The organism is Streptomyces poonensis (assembly GCF_014650915.1).
Taxonomy (GTDB): domain Bacteria; phylum Actinomycetota; class Actinomycetes; order Streptomycetales; family Streptomycetaceae; genus Streptomyces; species Streptomyces poonensis.
The window spans coordinates 1,493,739-1,519,550 of sequence record NZ_BMVW01000001.1 but is presented as its reverse complement, the minus strand read 5'-3'; the positions used below and the strand labels follow the sequence as shown (position 1 = coordinate 1,519,550).

Below are 25,812 nucleotides of genomic sequence, written 5' to 3'. Positions count from 1 at the left end.
CACTTCACCTGTTCTGCCTAATTTCGGCCCTACCCGGTGCGGGATGCGGGCCGAAAACGCGGCGCGCGGCTCGCTACGAGAGCAGCCTGAGGGCGGGGGGCGGGACACGACGGGGTCCCGGCGCACGGCTCCCACGGCTGACACGACGACTTCGCACGCCGCCACCTCGACGGCGGCTCCTGGAAGGAACTCCGAAAGTGAAGCTTCAGCGCAAGAACCGGCTCCGCGCCCTCTCCCTCGGCGCGGTGGCCGTCTCCAGCGCCCTGGCCCTGACGGCGTGCGGCTCCGACGAGGCCGGTACCGAGGGCGGCGACAGCAGCGCGGCCGCCACCAAGAGCAACATCGACTGCGGTGACGCCAAGGGGCAGCTGCAGGCGTCCGGCTCCTCCGCGCAGAAGAACGCCGTCGACGCCTGGATCAAGGCGTACCGGACCGCCTGCCCCGAGGTGCAGATCAACTACAACCCGACCGGTTCGGGCGCCGGCATCACCGCGTTCCTGCAGGGCCAGACGGCCTTCGCCGGTTCCGACTCCGCGCTGGACTCCGAGGAGATCGCCGAGTCCAAGAAGGTCTGCACCGACAGCCAGGCCGTCGACCTGCCGATGGTGGTCGGCCCGATCGCCGTCGGCTTCAACGTGACGGGCGTCGACACCCTCACCCTGGACGCCGCCACCCTCGCCAAGATCTTCGACGGCAAGATCACCAACTGGAACGACGAGGCGATCGCGAAGCTCAACCCCGACGCGAAGCTGCCCGACCTCAAGATCCAGGCCTTCCACCGCTCGGACGAGTCCGGCACCACGGAGAACTTCACCAAGTACCTGAAGGCCGCGGCCCCCAAGGACTGGACGTACGAGCCCGAGAAGGCCTGGCAGGCCAAGGGCGGCCAGTCGGCGAACGGCTCCTCGGGCGTCGCCCAGCAGGTGCAGCAGACCCCCGGCGCGATCTCCTACATGGAGCTCTCCTACGCCACGGACGGCATCAAGACGGTCGACATCAAGACCGAGGCCGCCGAGCCGGTCAAGGCCACCACCGAGAACGCCACCAAGTCCATCACCGAGGCCAAGGTCGTCGGCACGGGCAAGGACCTCGCGCTGGAGCTGAACTACACGCCGTCCGCCGAGGGTGCCTACCCGATCACCCTGGTCACCTACGAGATCGTCTGCGAGAAGGGCAACAAGGCGGAGACCCTGCCCGCCACCAAGTCCTTCCTGAACTACATCGCCTCCGAGGACGGCCAGGCGCAGCTGTCGGACGCCGGCTACGCCCCGATCCCCGACGAGATCATCACCAAGGTTCGCGAGACCGTCTCGAGCCTGAGCTGACCTGAGTGTGCGGGCCCGTCCCCCGAGGGCGGGCCCGCACCGTCCGGTGCACCGCCGCCAGGAGCCCGCTCGCGCGTGAGCTCCCTCGTGAGCCGCCCCCCACGTGGCTCCGCAGACCGGAGAACCCGATGGATATTTCTACGAACACCACAGCTCCTCCCCTTCCCGCCCAGCCTCCGGCCGCCGAACAGAAGCGCGCCGCACGGGCCACCACCCGCCCCGGAGACCGGATCTTCCTCGGCCTCTCGCGCGGCTCCGGCATCTTCCTGCTGGTGGTCATGGCGGCCATCGCCGTCTTCCTGACCTACCGCGCCGCGGTCGCGATCAGCAAGGACGAGGCCAACTTCTTCACCACCTTCGAGTGGAACCCCACCGGCAGCCCGCCGATGTTCGGCATCGCGGTCCTGGCCTTCGGCACCATCGTGTCGTCGATCATCGCCATGGCCATCGCGGTCCCGGTCTCGGTCGGCATCGCCCTGTTCATCACGCACTACGCCCCGCGCAAGCTCGGCGGCGTCGTCGCCTACGTGATCGACCTGCTCGCCGCCGTGCCGTCCATCGTGTACGGCCTGTGGGGCATCCTCGTCCTCGTACCGAAGCTGGACGGCCTCTACGGCTGGCTGGACGACTACTTCGGCTGGACCGGCATCCTCTCGTGGCAGGGCGGCGCGCCCCGCTCGCTGTTCACCGTCGGCATCCTGCTCGCGATCATGATCCTGCCGATCATCACCAACGTGAGCCGTGAGGTCTTCCGGCAGGTCCCGCAGATGCACGAGGAGGCGGCCCTGGCCCTCGGCGCCACGCGCTGGGAGGTCATCCGGATGTCCGTCCTGCCCTTCGGCCGCTCCGGCATCATCTCCGCCTCGATGCTCGGCCTCGGCCGCGCGCTCGGCGAGACCATGGCGGTCGCGATGGTCCTCTCCCCGCTCTTCGACATCCAGGTCAGCCTGCTCGACTACGGCGGCGGCACCTTCGCCCAGAACATCGCCAGCAAGTTCAACGAGGCCAACCCGCTGGGCCGGGACGCGCTCATCGCCTCCGGTCTGGTGCTCTTCGTCATCACGCTGCTGGTCAACGGTGCGGCCCGCATGATCATCGCCCGCCGCAAGGAGTACTCGGGGGCCAACGCATGAGCCACGCATCCCTTTCCGACAAGCGCCCGGGCAGCAGCCTGCGCGGCGCGACGCTGCCCAAGTGGTTCCCCTGGGCGACCGCGGCGGGCTCGATCGTCCTCGGCATCGGCATCAGCGCCGTGGCCGGGCTGGACAGCGACATCCAGTGGGGCCTGATCGCCGCGATCCTGTTCGTCCTCGGCTCGTACGCCATCGCCGCCAAGGTCGAGGGGCGCCGGCAGGCCAAGGACCGGGTGGCGACCAGTCTGGTGTGGGTCGCGTTCATCCTGGCCGTCGTGCCGCTGGCCTCCCTCATCTGGGAGACCGTCCGGCGCGGTGTGAAGGTCCTCGACGGGTACTTCCTCACCCACTCGATGGGCATCGTGGGCGACAAGGAGCCCGGCGGCGGCATCTACCACGCCATCATCGGCACCCTGGAGCAGGTCGGTCTCGCCGCGCTGATCTCCGTGCCGATCGGTGTGCTGACCGCGATCTACCTGGTCGAGTACGGCCGGGGCAAGCTGGCCAAGGCCGTCACCTTCTTCGTCGACGTCATGACGGGCATCCCGTCGATCGTCGCGGGTCTGTTCATCCTCAGCCTGTGGATCATCACCTTCGGCATGGGCTACTCCGGCTTCGCCGGCTCCATGGCGCTGACCATCCTGATGCTGCCGGTCGTCGTCCGCTCCACCGAGGAGATGCTCAAGCTCGTGCCGAACGAGCTGCGCGAGGCCTCGCTGGCGCTGGGCGTGCCGAAGTGGCGGACCATCCTCAAGGTGGTTCTGCCGACCTCCATCGGCGGTATCACCACCGGTGTGATGCTCGCGATCGCCCGTATCGCCGGTGAGACCGCCCCTGTGCTGCTGCTGGTGTGGGTGACGCCGCTCATCAACACCAACCCGTTCTCCGACCCGCAGGCCTCGCTGCCGGTGTACATCTACCTGCAGTACGCGAACAGCGGCGGCGCCGGTGCGGCGTACGACCGGGCCTGGGCGGCGGCGCTCGTCCTCATCGCCTTCATCATGATCCTCAACATGGCGGCCCGCGGCATCGCCCGCTGGAAGGCCCCGAAGACCGGTCGCTGACGCGGCCACAGCGACCAGCTTTCCCCCCTCGAAAGAAGCAGTGATTCACATGGCCAAGCGCATCGATGTCAGCGGCCTCAACGCCTACTACGGCTCCTTCCTGGCCATCGAGGACATCTCGATGACCGTCGAGCCCCGCTCCGTGACGGCCTTCATCGGCCCGTCCGGCTGCGGCAAGTCGACCTTCCTGCGCACCTTGAACCGGATGCACGAGGTGACGCCCGGCGGGCGCGTCGAGGGCAAGGTCATGCTCGACGACGAGAACCTGTACGGGGCCGGGATCGACCCGGTGTCCGTGCGGCGTGAGGTCGGCATGGTCTTCCAGCGCCCGAATCCCTTCCCCACCATGTCCGTCTACGACAACGTGGCGGCGGGCCTGAAGCTGAACGGCAAGTACAAGAAGTCCCAGCTCGACGACATCGTCGAGAAGTCCCTCAAGGGCGCGAACCTCTGGAACGAGGTCAAGGACCGCCTGAACAAGCCGGGCTCCGGTCTGTCCGGCGGTCAGCAGCAGCGTCTGTGCATCGCCCGCGCGATCGCGGTCGAGCCCAACGTCCTGCTGATGGACGAGCCCTGCTCGGCCCTCGACCCGATCTCCACGCTGGCGATCGAGGACCTGATCGGCGAGCTGAAGGAACGGTTCACGATCGTCATAGTGACCCACAACATGCAGCAGGCGGCGCGCGTCTCCGACCGTACGGCGTTCTTCAACCTGGCGGCGGTCGGCCAGCCCGGCAAGCTGATCGAGATCGACGACACGGAGCGCATCTTCTCCAACCCGTCGGTCCAGGCCACGGAGGACTACATCTCCGGCCGCTTCGGCTGACCGGTCCCGACCGGCGCTCCGCCGCGTCCGGAACGCCTCGCGGTGCTGCATGGCGGTGCCACCGCGAGGAACGAGAAGGGCCCGCCCCCTGGCTCCCGGGGGGCGGGCCCTTCTGCGTCGTCGTGGAGCTGTCAGCTCACCAGGTGCACCAGCCCGTAGCAGACCGCCGCCACCACGGCGGCCGCCGGCATCGTGATGAACCAGCCGAGGACGATGTTCTTGGCCACGCCCCAGCGGACCGCGTTCACCCGCTTCGTCGCACCCACGCCCATGATCGACGAGGTGATGACATGGGTCGTGGAGATCGGCGCGTGGAAGAGGAACGACGTGGTGAACATGATCGACGCACCGGTCGTCTCCGCAGCGAAACCCTGCGGCGGGTCCAGCTCGATGATCTTGCGGCCCAGCGTGCGCATGATGCGCCAGCCGCCCGCGTACGTACCGAGCGAGAGCATGAGCGCACAGGCGACCTTCACCCAGACCGGGATCGGGTCGCCGTAGTCCTCGACGTCGGCGATGACCAGGGCCATCACCACGATGCCCATCGTCTTCTGGGCGTCCTGGAGGCCGTGGCCGAGGGCCATGCCGGCCGCCGACACGGTCTGCGCGATACGGAAGCCGCGCTTGGCCTTGTGCGGGTTGGCCCGGCGGAAGATCCACAGGATGGCCGTCATCACCAGGTAGCCGGCCAGCAGGCCCACCACCGGGGAGACGAACATCGGGATGACGATCTTGTCGACCACGCCGTGCCAGTAGACGGTCGTCCCGCCCGCCAGCGCCGCGCCCACCATGCCGCCGAACAGGGCGTGCGAGGAGGACGACGGCAGGCCGAAGTACCAGGTGATCAGGTTCCAGGCGATCGCGCCCACGAGCGCCGCGAAGAGGATGCCCATCCCCTTGGAGCCCTCGGGGGTCTCGATCAGGCCCTCACTGACCGTCTTGGCCACGCCGCTGCCGAGGAAGGCGCCCGCCAGGTTCATGACCGCGGCCATGGCCAGCGCGGCCCTCGGCGTCAGCGCCCGCGTCGAGACCGAGGTCGCGATCGCGTTCGCCGAGTCGTGGAAGCCGTTCGTGTAGGTGAAGAAGAGCGCGACCCCGATGGTCACGACCAGAGCGAAGGTGTCCATGGACGGGTCAGGACTCCTTGACCGCGATGGTCTCCACCGTGTTCGCCACGTGCTCGAACGCGTCCGCCGCTTCCTCCAGCACATCCACGATCTGCTTGAGCTTGAGCACCTCGATGGCGTCGTACTTGCCGTTGAAGAGGTGGGCGAGCAGCTTGCGGTGGATCTGGTCCGCCTGGTTCTCCAGCCGGTTGACCTCGATCCAGTACTCGGTGAGGTTGTCCATGGTCCGCAGGTTCGGCATGGCCTCGGCCGTGAGCTCGGCGGCCCGCGACAGCACCTCGATCTGCTGCTCGACGCCCTTGGGCAGCTCCTCGATGTTGTAGAGGACGACCAGGTCGACGGCCTCCTCCATGAAGTCCATGATGTCGTCGAGGGACGACGCGAGGGAGTAGATGTCCTCGCGGTCGAACGGCGTGATGAACGAGGAGTTCAGCTGGTGGAAGATCGCATGCGTGGCGTCGTCACCGGCGTGCTCCGCGGCCCGCATACGCTCTGCGATCTCGGCCCGGGCGGGAGCGTCCGCCCCGAGCAGTTCCATCAGGAGCTTGGAGCCCGTGACGATGTTGTCCGCGGACGCGGCGAACATGTCGTAGAAGCTCGTCTCCCTGGGGGTCAGACGAAAGCGCACGTGGGGTCCTCGGGGTGCTTCGGTTCGGTCAGGCTGATGCTAGGCGCAACATTCGGCCACGGCTAACGGGCCGTCCCCAGTGTCGCCCATCAGGCAGAGCGATCAGCAGGGGGGCGGCGCCGCCGGTTCTGCGGCTGTGGGTGGGTCCTCGGCCAAGGAGCCCCTACCCAGCAAAATTCGTTACCATATACCTACCTGGGGTATACGCCGCTTACGTCTGTGGGAGGACGCGATGACGACCACCGAGGCCGGCGCGACGGCGCCCTCCGAGGACACCCCCGACACCGTGGTCACCGATCACGACCGGGGTGTCCACGGGTACCACCATCAGAAGCATGAACACCTCAAGCGTCTCCGCCGGATCGAGGGCCAGATCAGGGGTCTGCAGCGGATGGTCGACGAGGACGTCTACTGCATCGACATCCTCACCCAGGTCTCGGCCTCCACCAAGGCCCTGCAGTCCTTCGCCCTCCAGCTGCTGGAGGAGCATCTGCGCCACTGCGTCGCGGACGCCGCGCTCAAGGGCGGGGGCGAGATCGACGCGAAGGTCGAGGAGGCCACGAAGGCGATCGGGCGGCTGCTGCGCACCTGAGGGTCCGTACGGCGGCGGCCGGGCGCACCGGCCGCTCGCGCACGCGACCGGGAGGGCACCTAAGCGCCCCGGCGCCTCGGGGTGTCCTCACGGGAGCCGCGGGAGTCGCGTGCGTCGTGCGCCGGCTCCTCGCGGACCCGCAGGACCTCGTCGATGCGGTCCGGGCTCAGCCGGTCCCCGCGCGCGGCCGAGGCCGCGATGATCAGCTCGCCGCACAGCTCGATCTCGGCGAGGGCCACGTGGTCCTGAACCGCCGTACCGCCTGCCGGAGCCACGTGCCTCACCTCTTCTCCGTCGTTACCGACTTCCTAGAGTAGGGAGCGCCCTCCATACCGCGCATGGCCCAGGTGGGCTATTCCGGCGGGATCCGACCGGGCGTCATCCGCGTGGCCCGGCCATCCGTCCGCCGGGCCGGTCAGTTCTCGGCGATCTTCCCCGCGTACATGTCCGCCGGCTCCGGCAGCCGTACGGAGACGGGGACGCCGAAGTCGTACAGCAGGGTCGTGGAGGCGACCGCGACCGGGACCGCGCCGTCGTGCCGCCCGTTGAGGAAGCTGAACCGGTGGCGCACCTCGCGGACGCGGCCCTGGTCGTCGAGGTACGCGTCGAACCGGACCGTGGGGCTGGCGAACCCTTTCGCTGCCGCCCGCAACGGTGCCCGGTTGCCCTTCGACGCCTGCTCGGCGGCGCGCGCGAGATCCGCGGTGCCCCGGTAGTGGCGCACCGCGGTGCCCCCGACCTCGCTCTCGCCGACGTAACGGGCCGTCCGGGTGCCGCGCAGCACCTCGGCCGCGGCGAGCGGGTCGGTGGCGCCGCCGGTGACGAGGTTGCCGTCGGAGAGGCCGGCCGTGTCGACGCGGACCCACTTGTCGGCGGGCACCCCGGCGCCGCGGTTCTTCATGTACAGGGCGCCCGGCGCGAGGAGTTCCGTGATGGGGCGGCGCTCGGAGGACCCGGCGGCGTCCTGCGGCAGCCGCACCTGGAGCCGGCCGAGCCGCTCGGCGTAGTCGTACACGCCCGCGCCGCGGATGGTGACACGGGTGCCTCCGGTGGCCATCTCCATGGACGTACGGACCTTGGAGGTGCCCGCGCGCTCCAGGGTGTCCGCGGCCCGCTGCAGCAGTCCGACGGGGTCGGCGGCGCCGCGCGCGTCACTGGTGAGCGGGATGGACCGGCAGCCGGCGCCGCACACCATGACGAGTCCCGCCGCGGCGGCCGCCGCGCCCGCCCTCGTCCACACCCGGCGTCGCCCGAGCGGGAGAGCCCCCGGGACCGTCCTGTGCTGCCGCGCCACCATGGTCTCAACCCCCAGCCGGTCGGTCCCGGGCCTGTCGTCGCCGGGTCAACGACGGAGCGGGGGCGACCGTCACGCGCCCGGTCGGCCGTTCACCTACGGCGGGTAACGTGCCCGCCGTGGCGCAGCAGGACGAGATCACCCCCTTTCAGGAGCACCATCCGACCACCGTCGAGCAGGGGCGGTTCTGTCTGGCCCGGTGCACCTGCGGCTGGCGGGGACCGGCGCGCAGGGCGCGGAGCCGGGCGCGGGCGGACGCGGCGGAACACCTGGAGCACGCGGAGGGACGCAGCGAGGGACGCGTGGACGCGGAACCGTCCTAGGCCCGCTGGAGGACCGTCAGCAGCTCGTCCACCAGGTCACGGTCACGGGGCTGGGTGAGGCGCTCACGGGCCTCGGCCGCCGGCAGCCAGACGACACGGTCCACCTCGCGGCTCGGCTCGAAACGGCCGCCGAGCGCCTCGGCCGACCAGTAACTCACCTGCTTGGGACGGCCGTCGACGAGGTAGTGGGACGTGGCGAGGCGGGGGCCGGGCGCGCAGCGCCGGCCGGTCTCCTCCTCGACCTCGCGCAGGGCACCGGCCAGCGGGTCCTCACCGTGCTTCAGCTTGCCCTTCGGGAACGACCAGTCGTCGTACTTGGGCCGGTGGACCAGGCAGAGCTCCAGCGTCCCGGACGGGGCGGAGCGGCGCCACAGGACGCAGCCCGCCGCGAGGATCGTGCCGTCGTCGCTCACGCGGTGCTCACCGCCTCCTTCTGCCAGCACTGCTGGAACGCGAACCGGGCCGCCTCCACCTCGTGGCGCTGGTCGGCGTGGAGGACGCCGAGCGCGTACGCCGTCGCCGGGGCGATGCGCGGGGTGCGGGCCGCCGACGCCGCCGCGGCCGCCGCCTCGGAGGCGTCCCGGTGCCGGTTCAGGGCCTCGCCCGCCGCGAGCAGGCGTACGTCGTCGAGGGTGTCGCGGCCGTGCAGGACCTCACGGGAGTAGCGGTACAGGCGCAGCAGCAGGCGGACCTGGTGCCAGGGCGCGTCCTGGGGGTGCGGGGCGGGGTCGGGGGAGAGGCCGTGGACGAGCGCCTCGGCGTTGTAGGGCAGGCCCGCGGTGACCAGGGGCAGGGCGGCGACCGCGTCGCACAGCCGCTCGTGCGCGGCGTCGGCGAGGGGGCGCAGCTCGGCGCCGGCCGCGGCGGGGGCGAGGGGCACCTCGCTGGCGAGGACGGCCACGCTGTCGGCGACCGCGTGGAAGCGGGACGAGCCGAGCGCCTGGAGCGCCGCCGAGTGGGCGCGGGTGCGGGCGAGGGTGAGCTGCCGGTCGAGGAGGGCACCGGCCTTGGCGGCGCCGACCGTCAGACTGCCCTTCGCGGTGGCGTCACCCGCCGACTGCGCGGTGCCCCGGGGCTGGGTGGGGAAGGCCGCCGCCCCCGACAGCCGGTTCAGGGCCGCGACCAGGCGCTCCAGCCGGGCCGCGTACGCGTGCTCGCGGGCCAGGGTGCCGGACAGCCAGGCCAGCTCGGGCCGGATGTGCTCGGACCAGGCGGCGTCGAGCAGCGGCCGGAACGTGTGCAGGGTGCCGCTGATCCGGCGGGCCGAGCGGCGCAGGGCGAGGACCGCGTCGGCGGTGTCCTCGCCGCCGTGGTCGCCCGTACCGGGTGCCCGGCCCCCGGCCGCTCCCGTTCCCGCGGCCGGCCTGGACCGGGCGGGGGCGCCCCCGTTGCTCCCGGCCTCCCGGTGGGCGCGCAGCGCCCGGAGGAACTCCGTGGCCTGGGCCCGCAGGTAGTCCGGGAGGACATCGGCCGCGGGGGACCCGGTCGCCGGGTCCATGGGGTCAAGGTGTCGCTGTGCCACGCCGGCGCCTCCGGGCGTCAATGAGCATCTCCTGGACGTTGCGCAGGGGCTGGCCCTCGGCGTCCGTCGCGTGCCGGGTCCACTCGCCGTCCTGGTCGAGGTGCCAGGAGGCGGTCGTGTCGGACATGCCGGTCTCCAGCAGCCGGTCGAGGGCCGCCCGGTGGGCCGGGTCGGTGACCCGTACCAGTGCCTCTATACGGCGGTCGAGGTTGCGGTGCATCATGTCGGCGCTGCCGATCCACACCTCGGGCTCGCCGCAGTTGCCGAACACGAACACCCGCGAGTGCTCCAGGAAGCGGCCGAGCACGGACCGCACCCGGATGTTCTCCGACAGACCCGGGACGCCGGGCCGCACCGCGCAGATGCCGCGCACCCACACGTCCACCGGGACGCCCGCCTGCGAGGCGCGGTACAGGGCGTCGATGACCGCCTCGTCCACCATCGAGTTGACCTTGATGCGGACGCACGCGGGGTGGCCGGCGCGGTGGTGCTGGATCTCCTTGTTGATCCGGGAGACCAGGCCGTCGCGCAGCGACTTGGGGGCCACCAGGAGCCGGCGGTAGGTCTCGCGGCGGGAGTAGCCGGAGAGCCGGTTGAACAGGTCGGAAAGGTCGGCGCCCACCTGCTGGTCGGCGGTCAGCAGGCCCAGGTCCTCGTAGAGGCGGGCCGTCTTGGGGTGGTAGTTGCCGGTGCCGACGTGGGAGTAGCGGCGCAGGGTCTCGCCCTCCTGGCGCACCACCAGCGACAGCTTGCAGTGCGTCTTCAGGCCGACCAGCCCGTACACGACGTGGCAGCCGGCCTCCTCCAGCTTCCGGGCCCACTTGATGTTGGCCTGCTCGTCGAAGCGGGCCTTGATCTCGACCAGGACGAGGACCTGCTTGCCGGACTCGGCGGCGTCGATGAGCGCGTCGACGATGGGCGAGTCGCCCGAGGTCCGGTACAGGGTCTGCTTGATGGCGAGGACGTCCGGGTCGGCCGCGGCCTGCTCCAGGAACGCCTGCACGGAGGTGGAGAACGAGTCGTACGGGTGGTGCAGCAGCACGTCCCGCTCGCGCAGCGCGGCGAAGATGTCGGGCGCCGACGCCGACTCCACCTCGGAGAGGTCGCGGTGGGTGCCCGCGATGAACTTGGGGTACTTCAGCTCGGGCCGGTCGAGCGCCGCGATGCCGAACAGGCCCGTGAGGTCGAGCGGGCCCGGCAGCGGGTACACCTCGGCCTCGGAGATCTTCAGTTCCCGTACCAGCAGGTCCAGGACGTACCGGTCGATGGACTCCTCGACCTCCAGGCGCACCGGCGGCCCGAAGCGGCGCCGCATGAGCTCCTTCTCCAGGGCCTGGAGCAGGTTCTCGGCGTCGTCCTCCTCGACCTCCAGGTCCTCGTTCCGGGTGAGCCGGAAGGTGTGGTGCTCCAGCACCTCCATGCCCGGGAAGAGCTCCTCCAGGTGGGCCGCGATGACGTCCTCGATCGGCACGTAGCGGTTCGGGGAGGCCTCCAGGAAGCGGGACAGCAGCGGCGGCACCTTGACGCGCGCGAAGTGGCGGTGGCCGCTGACCGGGTTCCGTACGACGACCGCGAGGTTGAGCGAGAGGCCGGAGATGTACGGGAAGGGGTGCGCGGGGTCGACGGCGAGCGGGGTCAGCACCGGGAAGATCTGGTGGCGGAAGAGCGTGAAGAGACGTGCTTGCTCCTTCTCCGTCAGCTCGTTCCAGCGGACCAGGTGGATGCCCTCGTCGGCGAGCGCCGGAGCCACATCCTCCTGGTAGCAGGCGGCGTGACGTGCCATCAGCTCGCGCGAGCGCGCCCAGATCATCTCCAGGACCTCGCGCGGCTGGAGCCCGGAGGCGGAGCGGGTGGCCACGCCGGTGGCGATACGGCGCTTCAGACCCGCGACCCGGACCATGAAGAACTCGTCCAGGTTGCTGGCGAAGATCGCCAGGAAGTTCGCCCGTTCGAGCAGCGGCGTGGCCGGGTCCTCGGCGAGTTCGAGGACGCGCTCGTTGAACGCGAGCCAGCTGCGCTCCCGGTCCAGGAAGCGGCCCTGGGGCAGCTCGGCGCCGTCCGTCGACTCCTCGTAGATGTCGAGGTCGGCGTCGAGGTCGGGCTCCAGGTCGGACACGGCCGCGGCCACCGTGTGCGGACGGTGTGCGGCTATGGAGCCCACGGAGGGCTGCGGGTGCTGGACCGGGGCGGGCGCCTGGGCGTTGGGCTGGCTCATGGCCCCATTGTTCCGCGCCGAGGGGGACACGGGCGCGTCGGAACGGGCTGGCGGGAGCGCGGCGAGAAACGGGCCGCTCCCCGCGCTCTCCCCGTTCTGTGGGGGCGGCGAGGGCTCGGGTACGGCGGGATTCATTGAGCGAGCGTTGCAAGGCCGTCTGAATCGCTGGTTAAGAGGACATGACGTATGGGATAGCGAGGGGAGGACCGCGGGGGTCCTCCCCTCGTGGGCCGGCGTACCGGCAGGCGCCGCCCGGTCAGGCCGTACGGCGGCGGAGCAGGGCGAACGCGGCGGCGACGGCCACGGCGGCGACGGCGAGCACGATGCCGGTCTCCATGAGCTGGAGCGGCCAGAAGTGCGAGGACGGGTGGTAGTCGCGGTAGAAGCCGACGACGTCGTGCCGGGCCAGGCAGGCGGCGTCGTCCACGCAGATCGGGTCGGAGACGCGGGCGCCGGTGGAGGTGAGGGCGCCGTCGCCCACCACCATCCCGATGTAGTCCGGGTAGCCGTCCTCGCGGGTCAGGGTCTCGACCGGCCAGAGGTGGGTGCGCAGGGAGTCGATCACGTTCAGCAGTACCGCGAAGCCGATGGCGGCGCCGGCGAGGGCGGGCAGGGCGCTCCGCACGATCAGGCCCGCGAGGACGCCGACGGCCAGGCCGAGCAGGGTGTAGGCGGTGAGGAGGGTGCCATTGGCGGTGTAGATGCTTCCCTCGTGCCACTCCAGGCCCATGCTGTCCCACAGTTCGCGGTCGGCCGACCACACAGTACGGTGCAGCAGGCTGAGGACGGCCGTTCCGGCGACGAGGAGCGCGGCCGGCACGGCGAGCTTGGCCGCCAGCCAGCGGGCCGGGGACACCGACTGGGTCCAGACGACGGCCGTCGTGCCGTTCTCTATTTCGCGGCCGATCAGGGCCGAGCCCGCCCAGGCGGCGGTCAGCAGCGGTACGGAGTACAGCAGCTCGGAGGCGGTATCGGTCACCGTGAAGAACCACTGGTACGCGGGGACTCTGGTGTTGCAGCCCGGGCTGAGCCCGCCCTGGGCGCAGCCCGCCGTCCGGTACTCCTGCCAGGCGGCGTCGGACCCCGGCCCGTACGCCCACAGCAGGGCCCCGGCCGCCACGGCCAGGAACAGCACCCAGAACCACAGGGCCGAGCGGTGCAGGCGCAGCACGGTCCGGACCAGGCCCCGGAAGGGGGTGGACGGGGCCTCCGCGGTCGTTGCCCCGGCGGTCGTCGCCTCGGCGGACACGGTGCTCATGCGGCGGCCTCCCGGCGCTCGTCGGTCAGGGTGAGTGCGGGGGCGTCCGGTGAGCGGAGGTGGGCGAGCACCAGTTCCTCCAGCGACGGTTCGCCGGACCGCAGGCCCGCGCCGATGGGGCCCGCCGGGCGGACGAGCGCGGTGAGCTGCCGTCCGGTCACCCGGGACTCGACCACCGTGTGCGGGGCGAGGTCGCCGTCCGGCCCGGTGACCAGGGCGTGGGCGGCGAGCAGGTCGTCGACGGGGCCCGCGAGCCGCACCCGGCCGCCACCGACGAGGAGCAGGTGGTCGCAGGAGCCCTCCAGCTCGGCGATCACGTGCGAGGACATCACGACCGTCGTGCCGTGCTCGGCGGCGTCCGCCATCAGGGCGCCCATCAGCTCATGCCGGGCGAGCGGGTCGAGGTCGGCCATCGGCTCGTCCAGGAGCAGCAGTTCGGGCCGCTTGCCGAGGGCGAGGGCGAGCGCGACGCGGGTGCGCTGGCCGCCGGAGAGGGTGCGGACCTTGGCGGCCGGGTCGAGGCCGCCGTCCGTGACGAGGCGCTCGGCGACGGCCGCGTCCCAGCGCCCCGGGTTGAGGTCCCGGCCCATGCGCAGGGTGTCGGCGATGGTGAGCTGCCGGTGCAGGGGCTTGTCCTGGGCGACGTACGCGACGCGCTCGCGGGCCGCCGCCGGGGTCGTGCCGAGCACGGTGACCGTGCCCTCCGTGGGCCGCAGCAGTCCGGCGGCGAGGGCGAGCAGCGTCGACTTGCCGGCGCCGTTCGGTCCGATGAGCGCGCACACGCTCCCCGCCGGCAGCCGGAAGGCGCACTCGTGCAGCGCCCGTTTCCGCCGCCGCCCGAACGTCTTGCCCAGTCCGGCCGCCTCGATGGCGGTGTCGGTCATGCCTTGTCCCCCTTGTTGTGCTGTTCGTCGTGCTGTACGTGGTCGTGCGGGAATCGCTGGTCGAGTACGGCGGTGAAGAGTGCCGCCACGTCGTCCCGTTCGAGTCCGGCGGCGTGGGCCCGGTCCGCCCAGGCGTGCAGTTCCGCGCGGAGCGGGGAGTCGGCCGGGGCGGTGCCCAGGGACTTCCGTACGAACGTGCCGAGGCCGCGGCGGGCCTCGACCAGGCCCTCGCGCTCCAGCTCGCGGTAGGCCTTGAGCACGGTGTTCGGATTGATCGCGGTGGCCTGCACGACCTCGCGGGCCGTGGGCAGCTTGTCGCCGGGTTCCAGCAGGCCGAGGCGCAGGGCCTGTTTGGTCTGCTGGACGATCTGGAGGTAGGTGGCGACGCCACTGCGCCGGTCGATGCGGTAGTCGACCACTTGCTGCACCACCCTTTCACTAATTGAGTAGTGAAAGGGTGGTGCAAAGAAGGGGGCGGCGTCAAGCGCGCCGCCCCCTTGGGGAGCGTCTGAGGCGTCTGCGGTGGTTCGGCCGCTCAGATCGCTCAGACCGCTCAGACCGCTCAGGTCTCCGTGCGGTACATCAGGTCCGTCTCGTGCGTGACGAAGCCCAGCCGCTCGTACACGGTCACCGCGGCCTTGTTGTCCGCGTCGACGTACAGCATCGCGGTCGGCAGGCCCCGCCCGGCGAGGTGCCGCAGGCCGATGGTGGTGAGCGCCCGCCCGAGGCCGCCGCCCTGCGCGTCGGGCCGCACGCCGACCACGTACACCTCGCCGAGGCCCTCCCGCTCGTGCACCTTGGTCCAGTGGAACCCGATCACCTCGCCGCCGCGTTCCGCGAGGAAGAAGCCGGACGGGTCGAACCACGGCTCGGCCTTGCGGTCGTCGAGGTCGCGCTGGGTCAGGGAGCCCTGCTCGGGGTGGTGGGCGAAGGCCTCGGCGTTCACCGCGAGCCAGGCGGCGTCGTCCTTGCCGGGGACGAAGGCGCGGACCGTGACGCCCTCGGGCAGCGCCGGCTCCGGCGGGTCGAAGCCGTCCAGCGGGCGGCGCATCTGGCGCAGCTCGCGGAAGAGGGTGAGGCCCAGGACCTGGGCGAGGTGCCGGGCGGCGGAGTGCCCGCCGTGCGCCCACACCCGCAGCCGCTTGCCGGACTCCGCGAGCAGCGCGGCACCGAGGGCGCGCCCGTGGCCGTGACCGCGGTGGGCGGGGTGCACGACCAGCTCGGCGGCCGGGGCCTCGACCGGGTCGGTGTCCTCCAGCTGCGCGTAGCCGACGAGGGTGCCGTTCGCGGTGAGCAGCAGATGCCGTACGCCCTCGCGCTCGCCGCCGCGCAGCTGGAGCCGGCCCTGCTCGGACACCGCCATCTGCCCGTCGGTCCGGGCCGCCTCCGCGAGCAGGGCGGACACGGTCTCGATCTGTTCGGCGCTCGGTGCGGCGAGGCTCTCGATGCTGCGGGCGGGGCCCCGTGGGGCCGTGGTGTCTCGGCTGGTCATGCCTACGAGAGTAGGCCGGGTCGGGCGCGCGGGGACAGCATCCGGGAGACGTGAGGACGGCATCCGGGAGACGTGAGGACGGCATCCGGGAGACGTGAGGACAGCATCCGGGAGACGTGAGGACGGCATCCGCGGAACACGGGAACGGCATCCGCGAGACGTGGGATCAGCGTGCGCGCCGGGCGGGGACGGTGCCAGGCCCGTGTGCCACCTTGTCCTGTTCATGGTGGATCATGCTCGGCGGTCACCAGGCCGTAACCAGGAACCCCCTGTCGCGCTACGCGCGTTGACCTTAGGCTGCGCCGGACGGGGCCCATTCGTCTTCATCTCATCCAGATCCCAGGGGGGCAGATGTCCGCCACACCCCATCGGCACCACGGCAGACGCCGCACGCACCGCATCCTCACCGCGGCCGCCGGCCTCACCACCGTCGGTGCCCTCGTCGCCGCGCTCCCGGCCTCCGCCGGTGAGTCGGGGGCGCAGCACGAGCCGGGCCACGGCACGCCCGGCACCTCCCAGCCGGGCCGCTACCAGGACGTGCAGCTGCTGTCGTTCAACGACCTGCACGGCAACCTGGAGCCGCCGTCCGGTTCCTCCGGGCGCGTCACGCACCAGCACGAGGACGGCACGACGACGACCGTCGACGCCGGTGGTGTCGAGTACCTGGCCACGCACCTGCGCCAGGCGCGCAAGGGCAACAAGTACTCCATCACCGCGGCCGGCGGCGACATGGTCGGCGCCTCCCCGCTGCTCTCGGGCCTCTTCCACGACGAGCCCACCATCGAGGCGCTGAACAAGCTGGACCTCGACGTCACGAGCGTCGGCAACCACGAGTTCGACGAGGGCGCCAAGGAACTGGCCCGGCTGCAGAACGGCGGCTGCCACCCCACCGACGGCTGTTACGTCGAGGGGAAGGAGTTCCAGGGCGCCGACTTCCCGTACCTCGCGGCGAACGTGCTCGACGAGAAGACCGGCAAGCCGATCCTCAAGCCCTACTGGGTGTGGAAGAAGGACGGCGTCAAGGTCGGCTTCATCGGTGTGACCCTGGAGGACACGCCGGGCGTCGTCACCGCCGAGGGCGTCAAGGGCCTCACGTTCAAGGACGAGGTCGAGACGATCAACAAGTACGCCAAGGAGCTGGAGCGCCAGGGCGTGAAGTCGGTCGTCGCGCTGATCCACGAGGGCGGCCAGCCCGCCTCGACGGCGTACAACTACGACTGCGACTCCCCGGGCGCCGGCGACGGCATCTCCGGCCCGATCGTGGATATCGCCAAGAACATCACGCCGAAGGTCGACGCGCTGGTCACCGGCCACACGCACAACGCCTACGTCTGCACCATCGACGACCCGGCGGGCAACCCGCGCATGGTCACCTCGGCCTCGTCCTTCGGCCGCCTCTACACGGACACCACCCTCACGTACGACCGCCGCACCGGCGACATCGCCCGTACGTCCGTGGAGTCCGCGAACCACGTGGTCACCCGGGACGTCGCCAAGGCCCCCGACATGACCCAGCTGATCGACGAGTGGAACACGCTGGCCGCCCCGATCGGCAACCGCGCCATCGGCTACATCGCGGGCGACATCGGCAACTCCGGCACGGAGTCCCCGCTCGGTGACCTGATCGCGGACGCGCAGCTCGCGTACGGCAGGGAGCTCGACCCCGAGACCGACCTCGCGCTGATGAACCCCGGCGGTATCCGGGCACCGCTCACCTACGCGGCCAAGGGCTCCGAGGGCGACGGCGTGGTGACGTACGCGGAGGCCTTCACGGTCCAGCCGTTCGCCAACACGGTGAACCTCCAGACCTACACGGGCGCCCAGCTCATCCAGGTCCTGAAGGAGCAGGTGAGCGGTTCCAACGCGGCCTCGCCGAAGATCCTCCAGATCTCCTCCGGGCTGACGTACACGCTGGACCTGACCAAGTCGGGTGCCGACCGCGTGGTCACCGACTCCATCAAGCTCAACGGTGCGGCCATCGACCCGGCGGCCACCTACCGCGTCGCGATGAACAGCTTCCTCGCGGGCGGCGGCGACGGCTTCACCACGCTGGGCCAGGGCACGGACGAGCTGGTCGGCGCGGACGACCTGGCGGCGCTGGAGCAGTACCTGCTGGCCACCACCTCGGCGGGCAGCCCGCTGGCGGTGCCGGCGGCGGACCGGATCACGATCGTGAAGTAACCGTCCATCACCGCGCAGCAGCGTGCTCGAGGCGGCCGACGTCATCGACGTCGGCCGCCTCTTGCGTTCTCGCCCGATCCGGCTGGGTAAATAAATTCCGGGTGAGTGCCGTAATAAAGTCTGTGTGAATTCGAGTTCGGTTCCGGAAGGCGCCTGAGAATGGGCTCAGGCGCATTTCATCGAGGTCTCAGCGGAATTGGCGTTCTCGGGCTTTCGGGTCCCGTAATGTTTTCCATGTCGAAAGCGAAAGCGAACGACGCGAAATCAAACGGTACGAACGAACGAGGAGACATTCATGAGCTTCCACAAGGTCGCCCCGGTGAAGAAGACCGCCCGCAAGGCCGCCCCGGCCCCCAAGAAGAAGGCGCCCGCGAAGAAGGCCGCCCCGAAGCGCCGCCCGGTCTCCCACAAGGGCTGACACACGCCACGAGGCGGGGTCCCCGAGCGAACGCGCTTTCCGGGGACCCCGCCTCGGCATGTCCGCCCGCGACAGCGGCGTACGAAAGGAACCGACCGACGATGAGGGAAGTCCGCGAGGCCTTCCGCCGTTTCTGGCCGCTGACCCGCGGCGACCGCAGATGGCTCGCGGTGATCGTGGCCTGCGTGGTGGTCTCCGCACTCGCCGAGACCGCGTCGATCCTGCTGTTCGCGGAGCTGACCGACCACGCCCTGGCGGCCGGTTCGCTCTCCGCGTTCTGGGGCCCGGCCGGTGCCTGGCTCGCCGTCGCCGTGCTCGGCGCGCTCGTCGGCTACCTCGGCAACTCGCTCGCCACCTGGACCGCGGAGAGATTCGTCCTGCGCCTCCGGGCGAGCGTCTTCCGGCATGTGCAGGACATGCCGCCGCACTTCTTCCAGCGCCACCGCCGCGGTGACCTGGTCGAACGGCTCACCGGGGACGTCGAGGCCATCGAGCAGATGGTTGTCTCCGGGGTCGTCGGCACGCTCGCCGCAGCCTTCTCCGCCGTCTTCTACGCCTGCGCGGCCCTGTACCTGCGCTGGGACCTGGCCCTGGCGACCTTCGTCCTCGCGCCCCTGTTCCTGCTCGCCGCCCGCCGCTTCTCCGGCCGTATCAGGACGGCGTCCCAGGACGAGCGGGTGGCCGACGGCGCGATCACGTCGGTCGTCGAGGAGTCCCTCGGCAACATCGTCCTCACCCAGGCGTACAACCGCCGCCGTGACGAGGAACGGCGCCTGGACCGCGAGGCCCGCGCCTGGATGCGGGCATCGGTGCGCGGGGCCCGGCTGAGCGAGATGTACGAGCAGTTCGTCGAGGTCGTCGAGACGCTGTGCGTGCTCGCGGTGATCGGCCTCGGCGTCTGGGAGATCTCCGCCGACCGCATGACGCTGGGCCAGCTGCTCGCCTTCGCCGCGTTCATCGGCTACCTCTACCCGCCCGTCCGCAACCTCGGCCAGCTGGGCCTGACGCTCACCGCCGCGACGGCGGGCGCGGAACGCCTCGGCGAGATCCTGGACGCCCGCCCGGCCGTCACGGACCCGGCTGCTCCGGTGGCCCCGTGGCCGGTACGCGGCCGGGTCGCCTTCCACGATGTGTCCTTCGGCTACCCGGGCGCGGAGAGCGCGTCGGTCCGCGACGTGACGTTCACCGCGGCCCCCGGCGAACTGGTCCTGATCACGGGCCCGAGCGGCGCCGGCAAGTCCACCCTGTCCAAGCTGCTCACCCGCTTCTACGACCCGTCGGCGGGCGTGATCTCCCTGGACGGGGTGCCGCTCACGGACGTACCGCTGGAGTTCCTCCGGGACAACGTCACGCTCCTGCCGCAGGAGACGCTGATCCTCAACGGCACGATCCGGGAGAACATCGCCTGCGGCCGCCCGGACGCGAGCGAGGCGGACGTGGAGCGGGCCGCGCGGGACGCCGCCGCCCACGACTTCATCACGGCACTCCCCGAGGGGTACGACACGCTCATCGCCCCCGGCGCGGCGGCCCTGTCCGGCGGCCAGCTCAAGCGGATCACCATCGCCCGCGCGATGCTGCGCGCCGCCCCCGTCCTGGTCCTGGACGAGCCGACGGCCGGCCTGGACGCGGTGGCCGCCCGGCAGGTGGTGCGGCCGCTGCGCCGGCTGATGGCCGGCCGTACGACAATCATGATCACGCACGATCTGGGTCTGGCCCCGGACGCCGACCGCGTCCTCGTCGTCGACCGGGGCCGCCTGGTGCAGAGCGGCACGCACGCCGAGCTGGCGGGGGTGCGCCACGGGACGTACGCGCGTCTGGCGGGCTGACCACAGGCCGGTAGCCCGGTCAGGACGTCAGGAAGCGGTGGGCGTCCAGTCCCCCAGCCAGTCGGCGACCTCCTGGTCCGCCGCCTGGGCGTCGGTCAGCTGCGGCCGGTTGCTGCTCGCGCTCCCCGCCCCGGCCCCGGTGTTCTTGTACTCGGCGAACCGGTCGTCCTTCCACGAGAAGCCGCTCATGTCGGTCCACGGGGTGGATTTGATCGCGGAGCTCAGCGTGCTGTTCCGGACGGTGGTCTGCGGGTCGAGGGTGGCGTCGCCACCGGCGTGCCAGGGACGGCCCAGGTAGAAGGAGGACGCGGACACATCACCGTTGACGGTCGTCCGGTTGATGAGGAAGCCCTTGCGGTTGGCGGCGGTGCTGGGCGCCGTGATGTACCCGGCGGACGTGCCGTCCCAGCGCTTCTTCAGCGTGATCACGGACTTGTCGATGACCGCGGTGGCCCGCCCGAAGACGAAGTCGACGTTGCCGATGACGTACGAGTTGCTCATGTAGACCCGGCCCAGCTTGTCCTTGGACGCGGTGTCCAGGAGCAGGGTGTCCTGGTCGCCCTCGACGATGACGCCGTCGAGGAACACCTTGTCGGCGGCGGTGCGCAGGGCGACGGCCTGGTGGCCGGAGAGGGACTGGTTCGCCTTCTCGTCGAAGTCGTTGAGGATGGTCAGGTTGCGGGCCTGGAAGTCGTCGGCCTCGACGGCGACGGTGGCGCTGCCGCCCGTGCCGTACGTACCGGACCCGTCCGGCTTCGGCGTACCGGCGGCGTTGTTGTAGACGATCACCGTGTCCTTGCGGCTGCTCCCGGTGCCCTGGATGGTGACGTGCGGCTTGTTGGAGGGCACCTTGACGAGCTCGCGGTAGGTGCCCGGCTTGACGGAGATCACCACGCGGGAGGGGTTGTTCGCGGGCACGGCGTTCACGGCGGCCTGGACGGAGGAGTACTGGCCGGAGCCGTCCTTGGCGACGGTGAGGGTGGTGGCGGCGGCCGCCTTGGTGGACGCCGTGGCGGTCGTGGCCGCCGTGGCCGTCGTACCGATCGTGCTCCGCGGCCCGGCGCCCGCCTTGAGCAGCGCGGGCACATCGGCCGCCTTGTCCAGCGTGTAGCTGTAGTACGACTTCGGGTCGAACGCCGTACCGCCGCTCTCGTTGCGCCCGCTCGTCCCGGAGAAGACGTTGCCGCGCTGGACGAGGGCGGCGGTGCTGTCCTTCTGGACGGGGTTCTTCATGCCCTGGAAGTAGGAGTTCTCCAGGACCATCTTGGTGGCGCCGCGCGCGTAGTTGCCGTACGAGGAGGCGATGTCCGTCCCGGCGACGTCCTCCAGATAGTTGTTGTAGAGGTGCGCGTGCGCAATGTTGTCGGCGGAGGGGTTCCGCTGCTCGGTGTCGCTGAACCAGTTGTGGTGGATGGTGAGATCGGCGGTGACGTTCTCGGTCCAGCCGATACCGAATGTCTTGTTGTTGTTGCTCAGCTTGTTCCAGGACACGGTCACGTAGGTGGTGTCCTTGCGGCTGTCGATCAGCCCGTCGGCCATGTGCCGCAGGTTGTTGTGATCGATCCAGACATGGTGGGCGCCGTCCATCTGGATGGCGTCGAAGTCGTGGTCCTTGTCGTTCCAGGTGCCCTGGTACGAGTCCCGGATCGTCAGGTTCCGGATGATCACGTTGTGCACGCCGGAGCCGAGGAAGAAGCCGCCGCCGACGATGTGCCCGGAGGTCCCGGACCCCACGATCGTCTTGTCGGACGCGACCTTGATCTCCTTGCCGACCGGGTTCATGTTGATGGTCCCGGCGACGACGATGACGTACGGCTCGGCGGCGGTCGCGTACTTCTCCAGATCCGCGAGCGTCTTCACGGTGACGGTCTTGCCGTCCCGCCCGCCGTACGTGCCGTTCTGTCCGAGGGCGTTGACGGAGGCGAAGCCGTCGGCGACGTCGGTGGCCCAGGCGGCCGTGGCGACGTCGGCGACCGTGTCGGCATGGGCCTGCGAGCCCTCGCCGAACACTCCGAAGCCGTTGCCGTACGCCAGCGCCGCCGCGGCCACCACGGCCAGCGGCACCCCGGCCGTCACCGCCGTCGTCCGCCGCCTGCGGTGCCGTGCCTTGCTGCGGGCTGCCTTGCTGGGGGTCTCATCGCGTGTCTCATCCACGGGCTGCTCCCGGTCCGGTCAAGTGAGGGGTGAGTGGGGTCACTTGCTTGTGGGAGCCGTGGGGGGAAAGGTTGCCGGGTTGTTGCGGGAGGCCTGGGGTGATCAGGGAGCCACCAGGTCGATGACGTTGATCACCACATGCCGGTTGGATACGACGTACGTGATGAAGCCGCCCGTGAACGACGCCGACCAGCTGTTGTCCCGGTTGCTGATCGCGGGCGCGCCGAACGGATTGAGGCTGAGCCGCTTCTCCAGCGCCTCCAGCGACGCACGCTGAGGCGCTTGCAACGCGGCCCTGCGCTGAGCCGCGCGGTCGACGTATCTGATCGCGTACGCGCTCACCCTGGCCTGCTCGCGTCGATGGGCCGGTTGTCGGCGTCGTAGGCGTTCCCGTCCGTGTCGCGGAAGACCATGCCCTCGGTGTCGCCCTCGGTCATCCGCTTGACCGCCTGCTCCACCTCGTCCAGATAACCGGGCGTCGCGCAGGCGCAGGCGAAGGGGAACCACTTGTCGGTCACGGCGTCGAGCGCCGACCGGTCGAAGTCCGCCGCCGCGCTGAGCCAGTCCTGTTCGAAGGCCCGCAACCAGTCGGGCCGCCGTTGCAGGGCCGCGCGGATCGCCTCGGGAGTCCTCTCGCAGGAGTTCGGATCCACCTCGTGGGCCATGATCGGTTTCTCTTCTCCGGCGGGGGCGGGGTGTGGTGACCGGAGGTACACGGTAGGGCGTGATGGGTGCCGGGTGCTGGAGGACGAGAGCGGCGGTGTCACTGTTCGCCCCCTGGGACGCGCTCGCCCCGGCTGACCGCGATCCGGATGACGTCCTCCAGGCACTCCGTCGCCCTGGTGAGCGCGAAGCGCATCGCCCGCTCACCGGCCTTCGGATCGGCGAGCACTGCTCTGGACCCAGCGAGCACTTGCTCGCCCGAGGCCAGCTGGGCCGCCTCCATGTCGTCGGCGAGCCGGGACAGTGTGCTGTCACCGCCGTCCGAGCTCAGGTAGCAGGGTTTGCCCTCGGGTGTGGTCCAGGGGAGCAGGCGCAGGTTCGTGGTCATGCCGAGACCTCCATCCCGTGGATGTGGCGGGGCCCGACGTCGATGCCGTGGGTGGCCAGCCAGAGGGCCTGGCGGCGCCGGCGTTGCAGCTTGCGCTCGCGGCGCTCGTCCGGGGTGAGGAGGTAGGGGCGTACGAGGGGGGTGTCCCACTCGCGGGGTTGTGCGTCGTGGGTGGCCTGTGGGCGTACGGGCGGGGAGCAGGCCGGGGACTGGGCCGGTACGACGACGGATCGGTGCCGCCCTCGGGCGGGCAGCAGCGCCCGCAGGAGGACCAGCAGGACGAACTCGCAGGCTTCGGCGAGACGTACGCGCATGTCGGTTCCCTTCTCGGTGCGGGTGACGAGCGGCGATTACGGTTCGTGCTCCGATCGTCACTGGTGGCGCGTACGCTGCGGAAGAGGTCTGGTGTTGCCTGAGCGCCAGACAACGGGGAGGGGTGACGTGGGGGAAAAGGTTGACGATGGGCTTGCTGGACTGGGGCGGGCGCTTCGGTATCTGCGGGAGCAGGCCGGGAAGTCGCTCGGGCAGTTGGCGCAGGAGACGTCTTACGGCAAGAGCTATCTGAGCCGTCTGGAGTCGGGGCAGCGGCTGTCGAAGGTGTCGGTGATGGAGGAGCTGGACCGGTTCTACGGGTCGGGTGACCTGCTGGTTCAGCTGTGGAAGGTAGCTCGGCACGACGCCTACAAGGATCAGTACAAGGAGTTCATGCGGCTTGAGGCCACGGCGCGGGTCATGCACAAATTCACGCTGGGCGTCCCAGGGTTGCTGCAGACCGAGGACTTCGCCCGTGAGGTGTTGTCTGGCGGCCAGACAACGGGTGACAACGACGGGAGCAATTGACGAACAGGTGGCCGCCCGCCTGGGGCGGCAGCTCCTGCTGCACCGCTGTCCCGTGCCAGACGTCCGTTTCGTCGTCGACGAGTACGCCTTCCGGCGCCCCTCGCAAACCGCGAGGACCTGGGAGGATCAGTTGCTCCGCATCGAGACGGCCGCGATGTGGCCCAACGTCGTCATCCAGGTGCTGCCTTTCACGGCAGGCCCTCACGGCATGGACGTATCGCTGACCCTGTTGTGGCAGGAGTCCGGGAGTGCCGTTGCCTACAAGGAAGGCAACGGCCTCGGGGTGTTGATGAACGAAGCGGAGGATGTCACCCGCCACCGTCTGTCCTACGATCGGCTCCGAGACGTGGCGCTGTCCCCGGCGGACTCGCTGACGTTCATCCGGGGCGTTCTGAAGGAGCACACATCATGAAGTCCACCCCCGACCTCAGCACCGCCGCCTGGCGCAAGTCGAGCTACAGCGACGGGGGAGACAACAACTGCGTCGAGGTCGCCGACGGCTACCCCGGCATAGTCCCCGTCCGCGACAGCAAGGCGCCCGAAGCGGCACCGCTGATCTTCTCCGCCGCTTCCTGGTCCGCTTTCGTGCTCATGGCGAGGTAGCGGGGGACCCCTTCGCCGTACGCAGGAAACGTTTGCCGAGCTGAGCGAAGGCATCCACGAGTTCCGGCGGGCCGACCACCTCGATCTCGGCGTCGTACATGGCAAGAGCCGAGGCCAGGCCCGTCCAGGACCATGACCCGAGGGTGAGCCGGCAGCGACCGTCGTCGAGCTCCTCGACGAGGCCCTCACGGGTGTAGGTGGCCACGGTGGCGGCGTCCAGACCGAGGATCACCGTCCCCCGGCACGGCCAGTCCCCGGAGTCGTCGGTGGAGCCGCGGAAGACGCCGGTGACGTAGGTGGTGATGTCGCCGCCGCCGGGGAGCTCGCGCCGGGTGAACCGGGGGCCGGTGGGGGTGCGCGGGGTGATCCGGTCGGCGCGGAAGGTGCGCCAGTCCTGCCTGTCGAGGTCGAAGGCGATGAGGTACCAGCGCCCGTCCCAGGTGATGACGTGGTGGGGTTCGACGCGGCGCGGCGGCTCCTCGGTTGTCCACCCGCTTCCGCTGCCGCTGACGTAGTCGAAACGCAGGACCTCGCGGGCGTGCACGGCGGCGCTGAGCGCGAGCAGCACGTCGCTGCCGACCGCGGCGGACGGCCGTGTGGTGGGCGGATCCACGGCGGTGACCCGCAGGGCGTCGATGCGATGGCGCAGCCGGGCGGGCATGACCTGGCGGACGGTGTTCAGCGCCCGCGCGGCAGGTTCGGCGAGGGTGTCGTCCGGCCGGGTCGCGGCGGTCCGCAGGGCGACGGTGAGTGCGACGACCTGTTCGTCGTCGAACAGCAGCGGCGGCAGCTCGGTGCCCGCGCTGAGCCGGTAGCCGCCGTCGGGTCCCTTCACGGCAGCGATGGAGTAACCGAGCTCGCGGAGGCGGTCGACGTCACGGCGCACGGTACGCAGACTGATGCCGAGGCGGTCGGCCAGGAGGGTGCCGGGCCAGTCGCGGCGGGTCTGCAGCAGCGACAGCAGAGTCAGCAGACGAGCGGAAGTCTTCGGCATGCTGCGGATTCTGCCCGGAGTAGGTGACACAACCTGGCACCTTCCCCTGCGAACCTCGGACT

The 25,812-nt window shown here is 70.6% G+C and carries 29 protein-coding genes; 12 read left to right on the top strand and 17 right to left on the bottom strand.

Features of this window, described 5'->3' with window-relative positions:
- Positions 1-197: 197 nt before the first annotated feature.
- From pstS to pstB, 4 genes are all read left to right on the top strand, one after another.
- Positions 198-1,325, top strand: a complete 1,128-nt coding sequence (pstS, locus tag IE242_RS06905; RefSeq protein WP_189856224.1) for a phosphate ABC transporter substrate-binding protein PstS — start codon at positions 198-200, stop codon at positions 1,323-1,325.
- A gap of 128 nt (positions 1,326-1,453) precedes the next feature.
- Positions 1,454-2,458 (top strand): phosphate ABC transporter permease subunit PstC, encoded by a 1,005-nt coding sequence (gene pstC / locus IE242_RS06900; RefSeq protein ID WP_189856222.1) that lies wholly within the window; start codon positions 1,454-1,456, stop codon positions 2,456-2,458.
- On the top strand, positions 2,455-3,522 hold the full coding sequence (pstA, locus tag IE242_RS06895; protein WP_189856220.1) for a phosphate ABC transporter permease PstA: 1,068 nt from the start codon (positions 2,455-2,457) through the stop codon (positions 3,520-3,522). The genes pstC and pstA overlap by 4 nt, the downstream gene beginning before the upstream one ends.
- Before the next feature lie 49 nt (positions 3,523-3,571).
- Entirely contained in the window at positions 3,572-4,348 is a 777-nt protein-coding gene (gene pstB, locus IE242_RS06890) for a phosphate ABC transporter ATP-binding protein PstB (protein ID WP_189856218.1), read from the top strand.
- A gap of 131 nt (positions 4,349-4,479) precedes the next feature.
- On the opposite strand, the gene IE242_RS06885 is transcribed toward pstB, so the two are convergent.
- Entirely contained in the window at positions 4,480-5,475 is a 996-nt protein-coding gene (locus IE242_RS06885) for an inorganic phosphate transporter (RefSeq protein WP_189856216.1), read from the bottom strand.
- Positions 5,476-5,482: 7 nt separating this feature from the next.
- Entirely contained in the window at positions 5,483-6,103 is a 621-nt protein-coding gene (locus IE242_RS06880) for a DUF47 domain-containing protein (RefSeq protein WP_189856214.1), read from the bottom strand.
- Between the two features lie 232 nt (positions 6,104-6,335).
- Here IE242_RS06880 and IE242_RS06875 point away from each other — a divergent pair, with 232 nt between their 5' ends.
- A complete protein-coding gene (locus IE242_RS06875; protein WP_189856212.1) occupies positions 6,336-6,695 on the top strand; it encodes a metal-sensitive transcriptional regulator in 360 nt (119 codons plus the stop codon).
- A gap of 59 nt (positions 6,696-6,754) precedes the next feature.
- Here the strand turns inward: IE242_RS06875 and IE242_RS06870 are convergent, their stop codons facing one another.
- On the bottom strand, positions 6,755-6,970 hold the full coding sequence (locus IE242_RS06870) for a hypothetical protein (RefSeq protein WP_189856210.1): 216 nt from the start codon (positions 6,968-6,970) through the stop codon (positions 6,755-6,757).
- Between the two features lie 140 nt (positions 6,971-7,110).
- On the bottom strand, positions 7,111-7,992 hold the full coding sequence (locus IE242_RS06865) for an SCO4651 family lipoprotein (RefSeq protein ID WP_189856208.1): 882 nt from the start codon (positions 7,990-7,992) through the stop codon (positions 7,111-7,113).
- Positions 7,993-8,108: 116 nt separating this feature from the next.
- Here IE242_RS06865 and IE242_RS06860 point away from each other — a divergent pair, with 116 nt between their 5' ends.
- Positions 8,109-8,312 (top strand): hypothetical protein, encoded by a 204-nt coding sequence (locus IE242_RS06860; RefSeq protein ID WP_189856206.1) that lies wholly within the window; start codon positions 8,109-8,111, stop codon positions 8,310-8,312.
- On the opposite strand, the gene IE242_RS06855 is transcribed toward IE242_RS06860, so the two are convergent.
- The 7 genes from IE242_RS06855 to mshD all read right to left on the bottom strand — a co-directional run bounded on the left by IE242_RS06855 (position 8,309) and on the right by mshD (position 15,683).
- Positions 8,309-8,725, bottom strand: a complete 417-nt coding sequence (locus IE242_RS06855; protein WP_229858277.1) for an NUDIX hydrolase — start codon at positions 8,723-8,725, stop codon at positions 8,309-8,311. The two genes, IE242_RS06860 and IE242_RS06855, sit on opposite strands and share 4 nt — an antisense overlap.
- Positions 8,722-9,834 (bottom strand): CHAD domain-containing protein, encoded by a 1,113-nt coding sequence (locus tag IE242_RS06850; RefSeq protein WP_189856204.1) that lies wholly within the window; start codon positions 9,832-9,834, stop codon positions 8,722-8,724. Before IE242_RS06850 ends, IE242_RS06855 begins: the two co-directional genes overlap by 4 nt.
- Entirely contained in the window at positions 9,815-12,184 is a 2,370-nt protein-coding gene (locus tag IE242_RS06845; protein WP_189856202.1) for an RNA degradosome polyphosphate kinase, read from the bottom strand. The genes IE242_RS06850 and IE242_RS06845 overlap by 20 nt, the downstream gene beginning before the upstream one ends.
- A gap of 121 nt (positions 12,185-12,305) precedes the next feature.
- Positions 12,306-13,307 carry an ABC-2 membrane transporter-related protein gene (locus IE242_RS06840; protein WP_189856200.1) on the bottom strand — a complete coding sequence of 334 codons (1,002 nt, stop codon included), beginning with the start codon at positions 13,305-13,307 and terminating at the stop codon, positions 12,306-12,308.
- The gene (locus IE242_RS06835; RefSeq protein WP_189856198.1) at positions 13,304-14,191 is read right to left on the bottom strand and encodes an ABC transporter ATP-binding protein; all 888 of its coding nucleotides are present in this window, start codon (positions 14,189-14,191) and stop codon (positions 13,304-13,306) included. Before IE242_RS06835 ends, IE242_RS06840 begins: the two co-directional genes overlap by 4 nt.
- Entirely contained in the window at positions 14,188-14,610 is a 423-nt protein-coding gene (locus IE242_RS06830; protein WP_189856500.1) for a GntR family transcriptional regulator, read from the bottom strand. The genes IE242_RS06835 and IE242_RS06830 overlap by 4 nt, the downstream gene beginning before the upstream one ends.
- A 143-nt stretch (positions 14,611-14,753) precedes the next feature.
- The gene (mshD, locus tag IE242_RS06825) at positions 14,754-15,683 is read right to left on the bottom strand and encodes a mycothiol synthase (RefSeq protein WP_189856196.1); all 930 of its coding nucleotides are present in this window, start codon (positions 15,681-15,683) and stop codon (positions 14,754-14,756) included.
- Between the two features lie 351 nt (positions 15,684-16,034).
- On the opposite strand from mshD, the gene IE242_RS06820 reads away from it, so the two are divergent.
- The 3 genes from IE242_RS06820 to IE242_RS06815 all read left to right on the top strand — a co-directional run bounded on the left by IE242_RS06820 (position 16,035) and on the right by IE242_RS06815 (position 20,108).
- The gene (locus tag IE242_RS06820) at positions 16,035-17,864 is read left to right on the top strand and encodes a bifunctional metallophosphatase/5'-nucleotidase (protein WP_189856194.1); all 1,830 of its coding nucleotides are present in this window, start codon (positions 16,035-16,037) and stop codon (positions 17,862-17,864) included.
- Positions 17,865-18,159: 295 nt separating this feature from the next.
- Positions 18,160-18,282, top strand: a complete 123-nt coding sequence (locus IE242_RS38545; RefSeq protein WP_268249427.1) for a hypothetical protein — start codon at positions 18,160-18,162, stop codon at positions 18,280-18,282.
- 101 nt (positions 18,283-18,383) lie between these two features.
- Positions 18,384-20,108, top strand: a complete 1,725-nt coding sequence (locus tag IE242_RS06815) for an ABC transporter ATP-binding protein (protein WP_189856192.1) — start codon at positions 18,384-18,386, stop codon at positions 20,106-20,108.
- 27 nt (positions 20,109-20,135) lie between these two features.
- Here IE242_RS06815 and IE242_RS06810 read toward each other — a convergent pair whose 3' ends face one another.
- From IE242_RS06810 to IE242_RS06790, 5 genes are all read right to left on the bottom strand, one after another.
- Positions 20,136-22,262, bottom strand: coding sequence for a pectinesterase family protein (locus IE242_RS06810; protein WP_189856182.1), 2,127 nt, complete (start codon positions 22,260-22,262; stop codon positions 20,136-20,138).
- Between the two features lie 102 nt (positions 22,263-22,364).
- Positions 22,365-22,604, bottom strand: coding sequence for a hypothetical protein (locus IE242_RS06805; protein WP_189856180.1), 240 nt, complete (start codon positions 22,602-22,604; stop codon positions 22,365-22,367).
- Positions 22,601-22,927, bottom strand: coding sequence for a DUF6247 family protein (locus IE242_RS06800; RefSeq protein WP_189856178.1), 327 nt, complete (start codon positions 22,925-22,927; stop codon positions 22,601-22,603). Before IE242_RS06800 ends, IE242_RS06805 begins: the two co-directional genes overlap by 4 nt.
- A gap of 98 nt (positions 22,928-23,025) precedes the next feature.
- Positions 23,026-23,313 (bottom strand): hypothetical protein, encoded by a 288-nt coding sequence (locus IE242_RS06795; RefSeq protein WP_189856176.1) that lies wholly within the window; start codon positions 23,311-23,313, stop codon positions 23,026-23,028.
- On the bottom strand, positions 23,310-23,627 hold the full coding sequence (locus IE242_RS06790; RefSeq protein ID WP_189856174.1) for a hypothetical protein: 318 nt from the start codon (positions 23,625-23,627) through the stop codon (positions 23,310-23,312). Before IE242_RS06790 ends, IE242_RS06795 begins: the two co-directional genes overlap by 4 nt.
- A 127-nt stretch (positions 23,628-23,754) precedes the next feature.
- Here IE242_RS06790 and IE242_RS38805 point away from each other — a divergent pair, with 127 nt between their 5' ends.
- The 3 genes from IE242_RS38805 to IE242_RS06780 are packed head-to-tail and all read left to right on the top strand — an operon-like array spanning position 23,755 to position 24,756.
- Positions 23,755-24,153, top strand: coding sequence for a Scr1 family TA system antitoxin-like transcriptional regulator (locus IE242_RS38805; RefSeq protein ID WP_308436753.1), 399 nt, complete (start codon positions 23,755-23,757; stop codon positions 24,151-24,153).
- 7 nt (positions 24,154-24,160) lie between these two features.
- On the top strand, positions 24,161-24,565 hold the full coding sequence (locus IE242_RS38800; RefSeq protein ID WP_308436752.1) for a DUF5753 domain-containing protein: 405 nt from the start codon (positions 24,161-24,163) through the stop codon (positions 24,563-24,565).
- A complete protein-coding gene (locus IE242_RS06780) occupies positions 24,562-24,756 on the top strand; it encodes a DUF397 domain-containing protein (RefSeq protein WP_189856172.1) in 195 nt (64 codons plus the stop codon). Before IE242_RS38800 ends, IE242_RS06780 begins: the two co-directional genes overlap by 4 nt.
- Here IE242_RS06780 and IE242_RS06775 read toward each other — a convergent pair.
- Positions 24,743-25,750: a helix-turn-helix transcriptional regulator gene (locus tag IE242_RS06775; protein WP_189856170.1), complete on the bottom strand. Its 1,008-nt coding sequence runs from the start codon at positions 25,748-25,750 to the stop codon at positions 24,743-24,745. The genes IE242_RS06780 and IE242_RS06775 overlap by 14 nt on opposite strands.
- Positions 25,751-25,812 lie beyond the last annotated feature (62 nt).

What these genes read in the sequence shown, in the direction of transcription:
- IE242_RS06795 (WP_189856176.1), bottom strand. Translation starts at nt 23,313, where the DNA reads ATGACCACGAACCTGCGCCTGCTCCCCTGGACCACACCCGAGGGCAAA.
- IE242_RS06815 (WP_189856192.1), top strand. Translation starts at nt 18,384, where the DNA reads ATGAGGGAAGTCCGCGAGGCCTTCCGCCGTTTCTGGCCGCTGACCCGC.
- IE242_RS06820 (WP_189856194.1), top strand. Translation starts at nt 16,035, where the DNA reads ATGTCCGCCACACCCCATCGGCACCACGGCAGACGCCGCACGCACCGC.
- IE242_RS06865 (WP_189856208.1), bottom strand. Translation starts at nt 7,992, where the DNA reads ATGGTGGCGCGGCAGCACAGGACGGTCCCGGGGGCTCTCCCGCTCGGG.
- IE242_RS38545 (WP_268249427.1), top strand. Translation starts at nt 18,160, where the DNA reads ATGAGCTTCCACAAGGTCGCCCCGGTGAAGAAGACCGCCCGCAAGGCC.
- IE242_RS06780 (WP_189856172.1), top strand. Translation starts at nt 24,562, where the DNA reads ATGAAGTCCACCCCCGACCTCAGCACCGCCGCCTGGCGCAAGTCGAGC.
- IE242_RS06840 (WP_189856200.1), bottom strand. Translation starts at nt 13,307, where the DNA reads ATGAGCACCGTGTCCGCCGAGGCGACGACCGCCGGGGCAACGACCGCG.
- pstC (WP_189856222.1), top strand. Translation starts at nt 1,454, where the DNA reads ATGGATATTTCTACGAACACCACAGCTCCTCCCCTTCCCGCCCAGCCT.
- IE242_RS06875 (WP_189856212.1), top strand. Translation starts at nt 6,336, where the DNA reads ATGACGACCACCGAGGCCGGCGCGACGGCGCCCTCCGAGGACACCCCC.
- mshD (WP_189856196.1), bottom strand. Translation starts at nt 15,683, where the DNA reads ATGACCAGCCGAGACACCACGGCCCCACGGGGCCCCGCCCGCAGCATC.
- pstA (WP_189856220.1), top strand. Translation starts at nt 2,455, where the DNA reads ATGAGCCACGCATCCCTTTCCGACAAGCGCCCGGGCAGCAGCCTGCGC.
- IE242_RS06775 (WP_189856170.1), bottom strand. Translation starts at nt 25,750, where the DNA reads ATGCCGAAGACTTCCGCTCGTCTGCTGACTCTGCTGTCGCTGCTGCAG.
- IE242_RS06885 (WP_189856216.1), bottom strand. Translation starts at nt 5,475, where the DNA reads ATGGACACCTTCGCTCTGGTCGTGACCATCGGGGTCGCGCTCTTCTTC.
- IE242_RS06800 (WP_189856178.1), bottom strand. Translation starts at nt 22,927, where the DNA reads ATGGCCCACGAGGTGGATCCGAACTCCTGCGAGAGGACTCCCGAGGCG.
- IE242_RS06845 (WP_189856202.1), bottom strand. Translation starts at nt 12,184, where the DNA reads ATGAATCCCGCCGTACCCGAGCCCTCGCCGCCCCCACAGAACGGGGAG.
- IE242_RS06835 (WP_189856198.1), bottom strand. Translation starts at nt 14,191, where the DNA reads ATGACCGACACCGCCATCGAGGCGGCCGGACTGGGCAAGACGTTCGGG.
- pstB (WP_189856218.1), top strand. Translation starts at nt 3,572, where the DNA reads ATGGCCAAGCGCATCGATGTCAGCGGCCTCAACGCCTACTACGGCTCC.
- IE242_RS06790 (WP_189856174.1), bottom strand. Translation starts at nt 23,627, where the DNA reads ATGCGCGTACGTCTCGCCGAAGCCTGCGAGTTCGTCCTGCTGGTCCTC.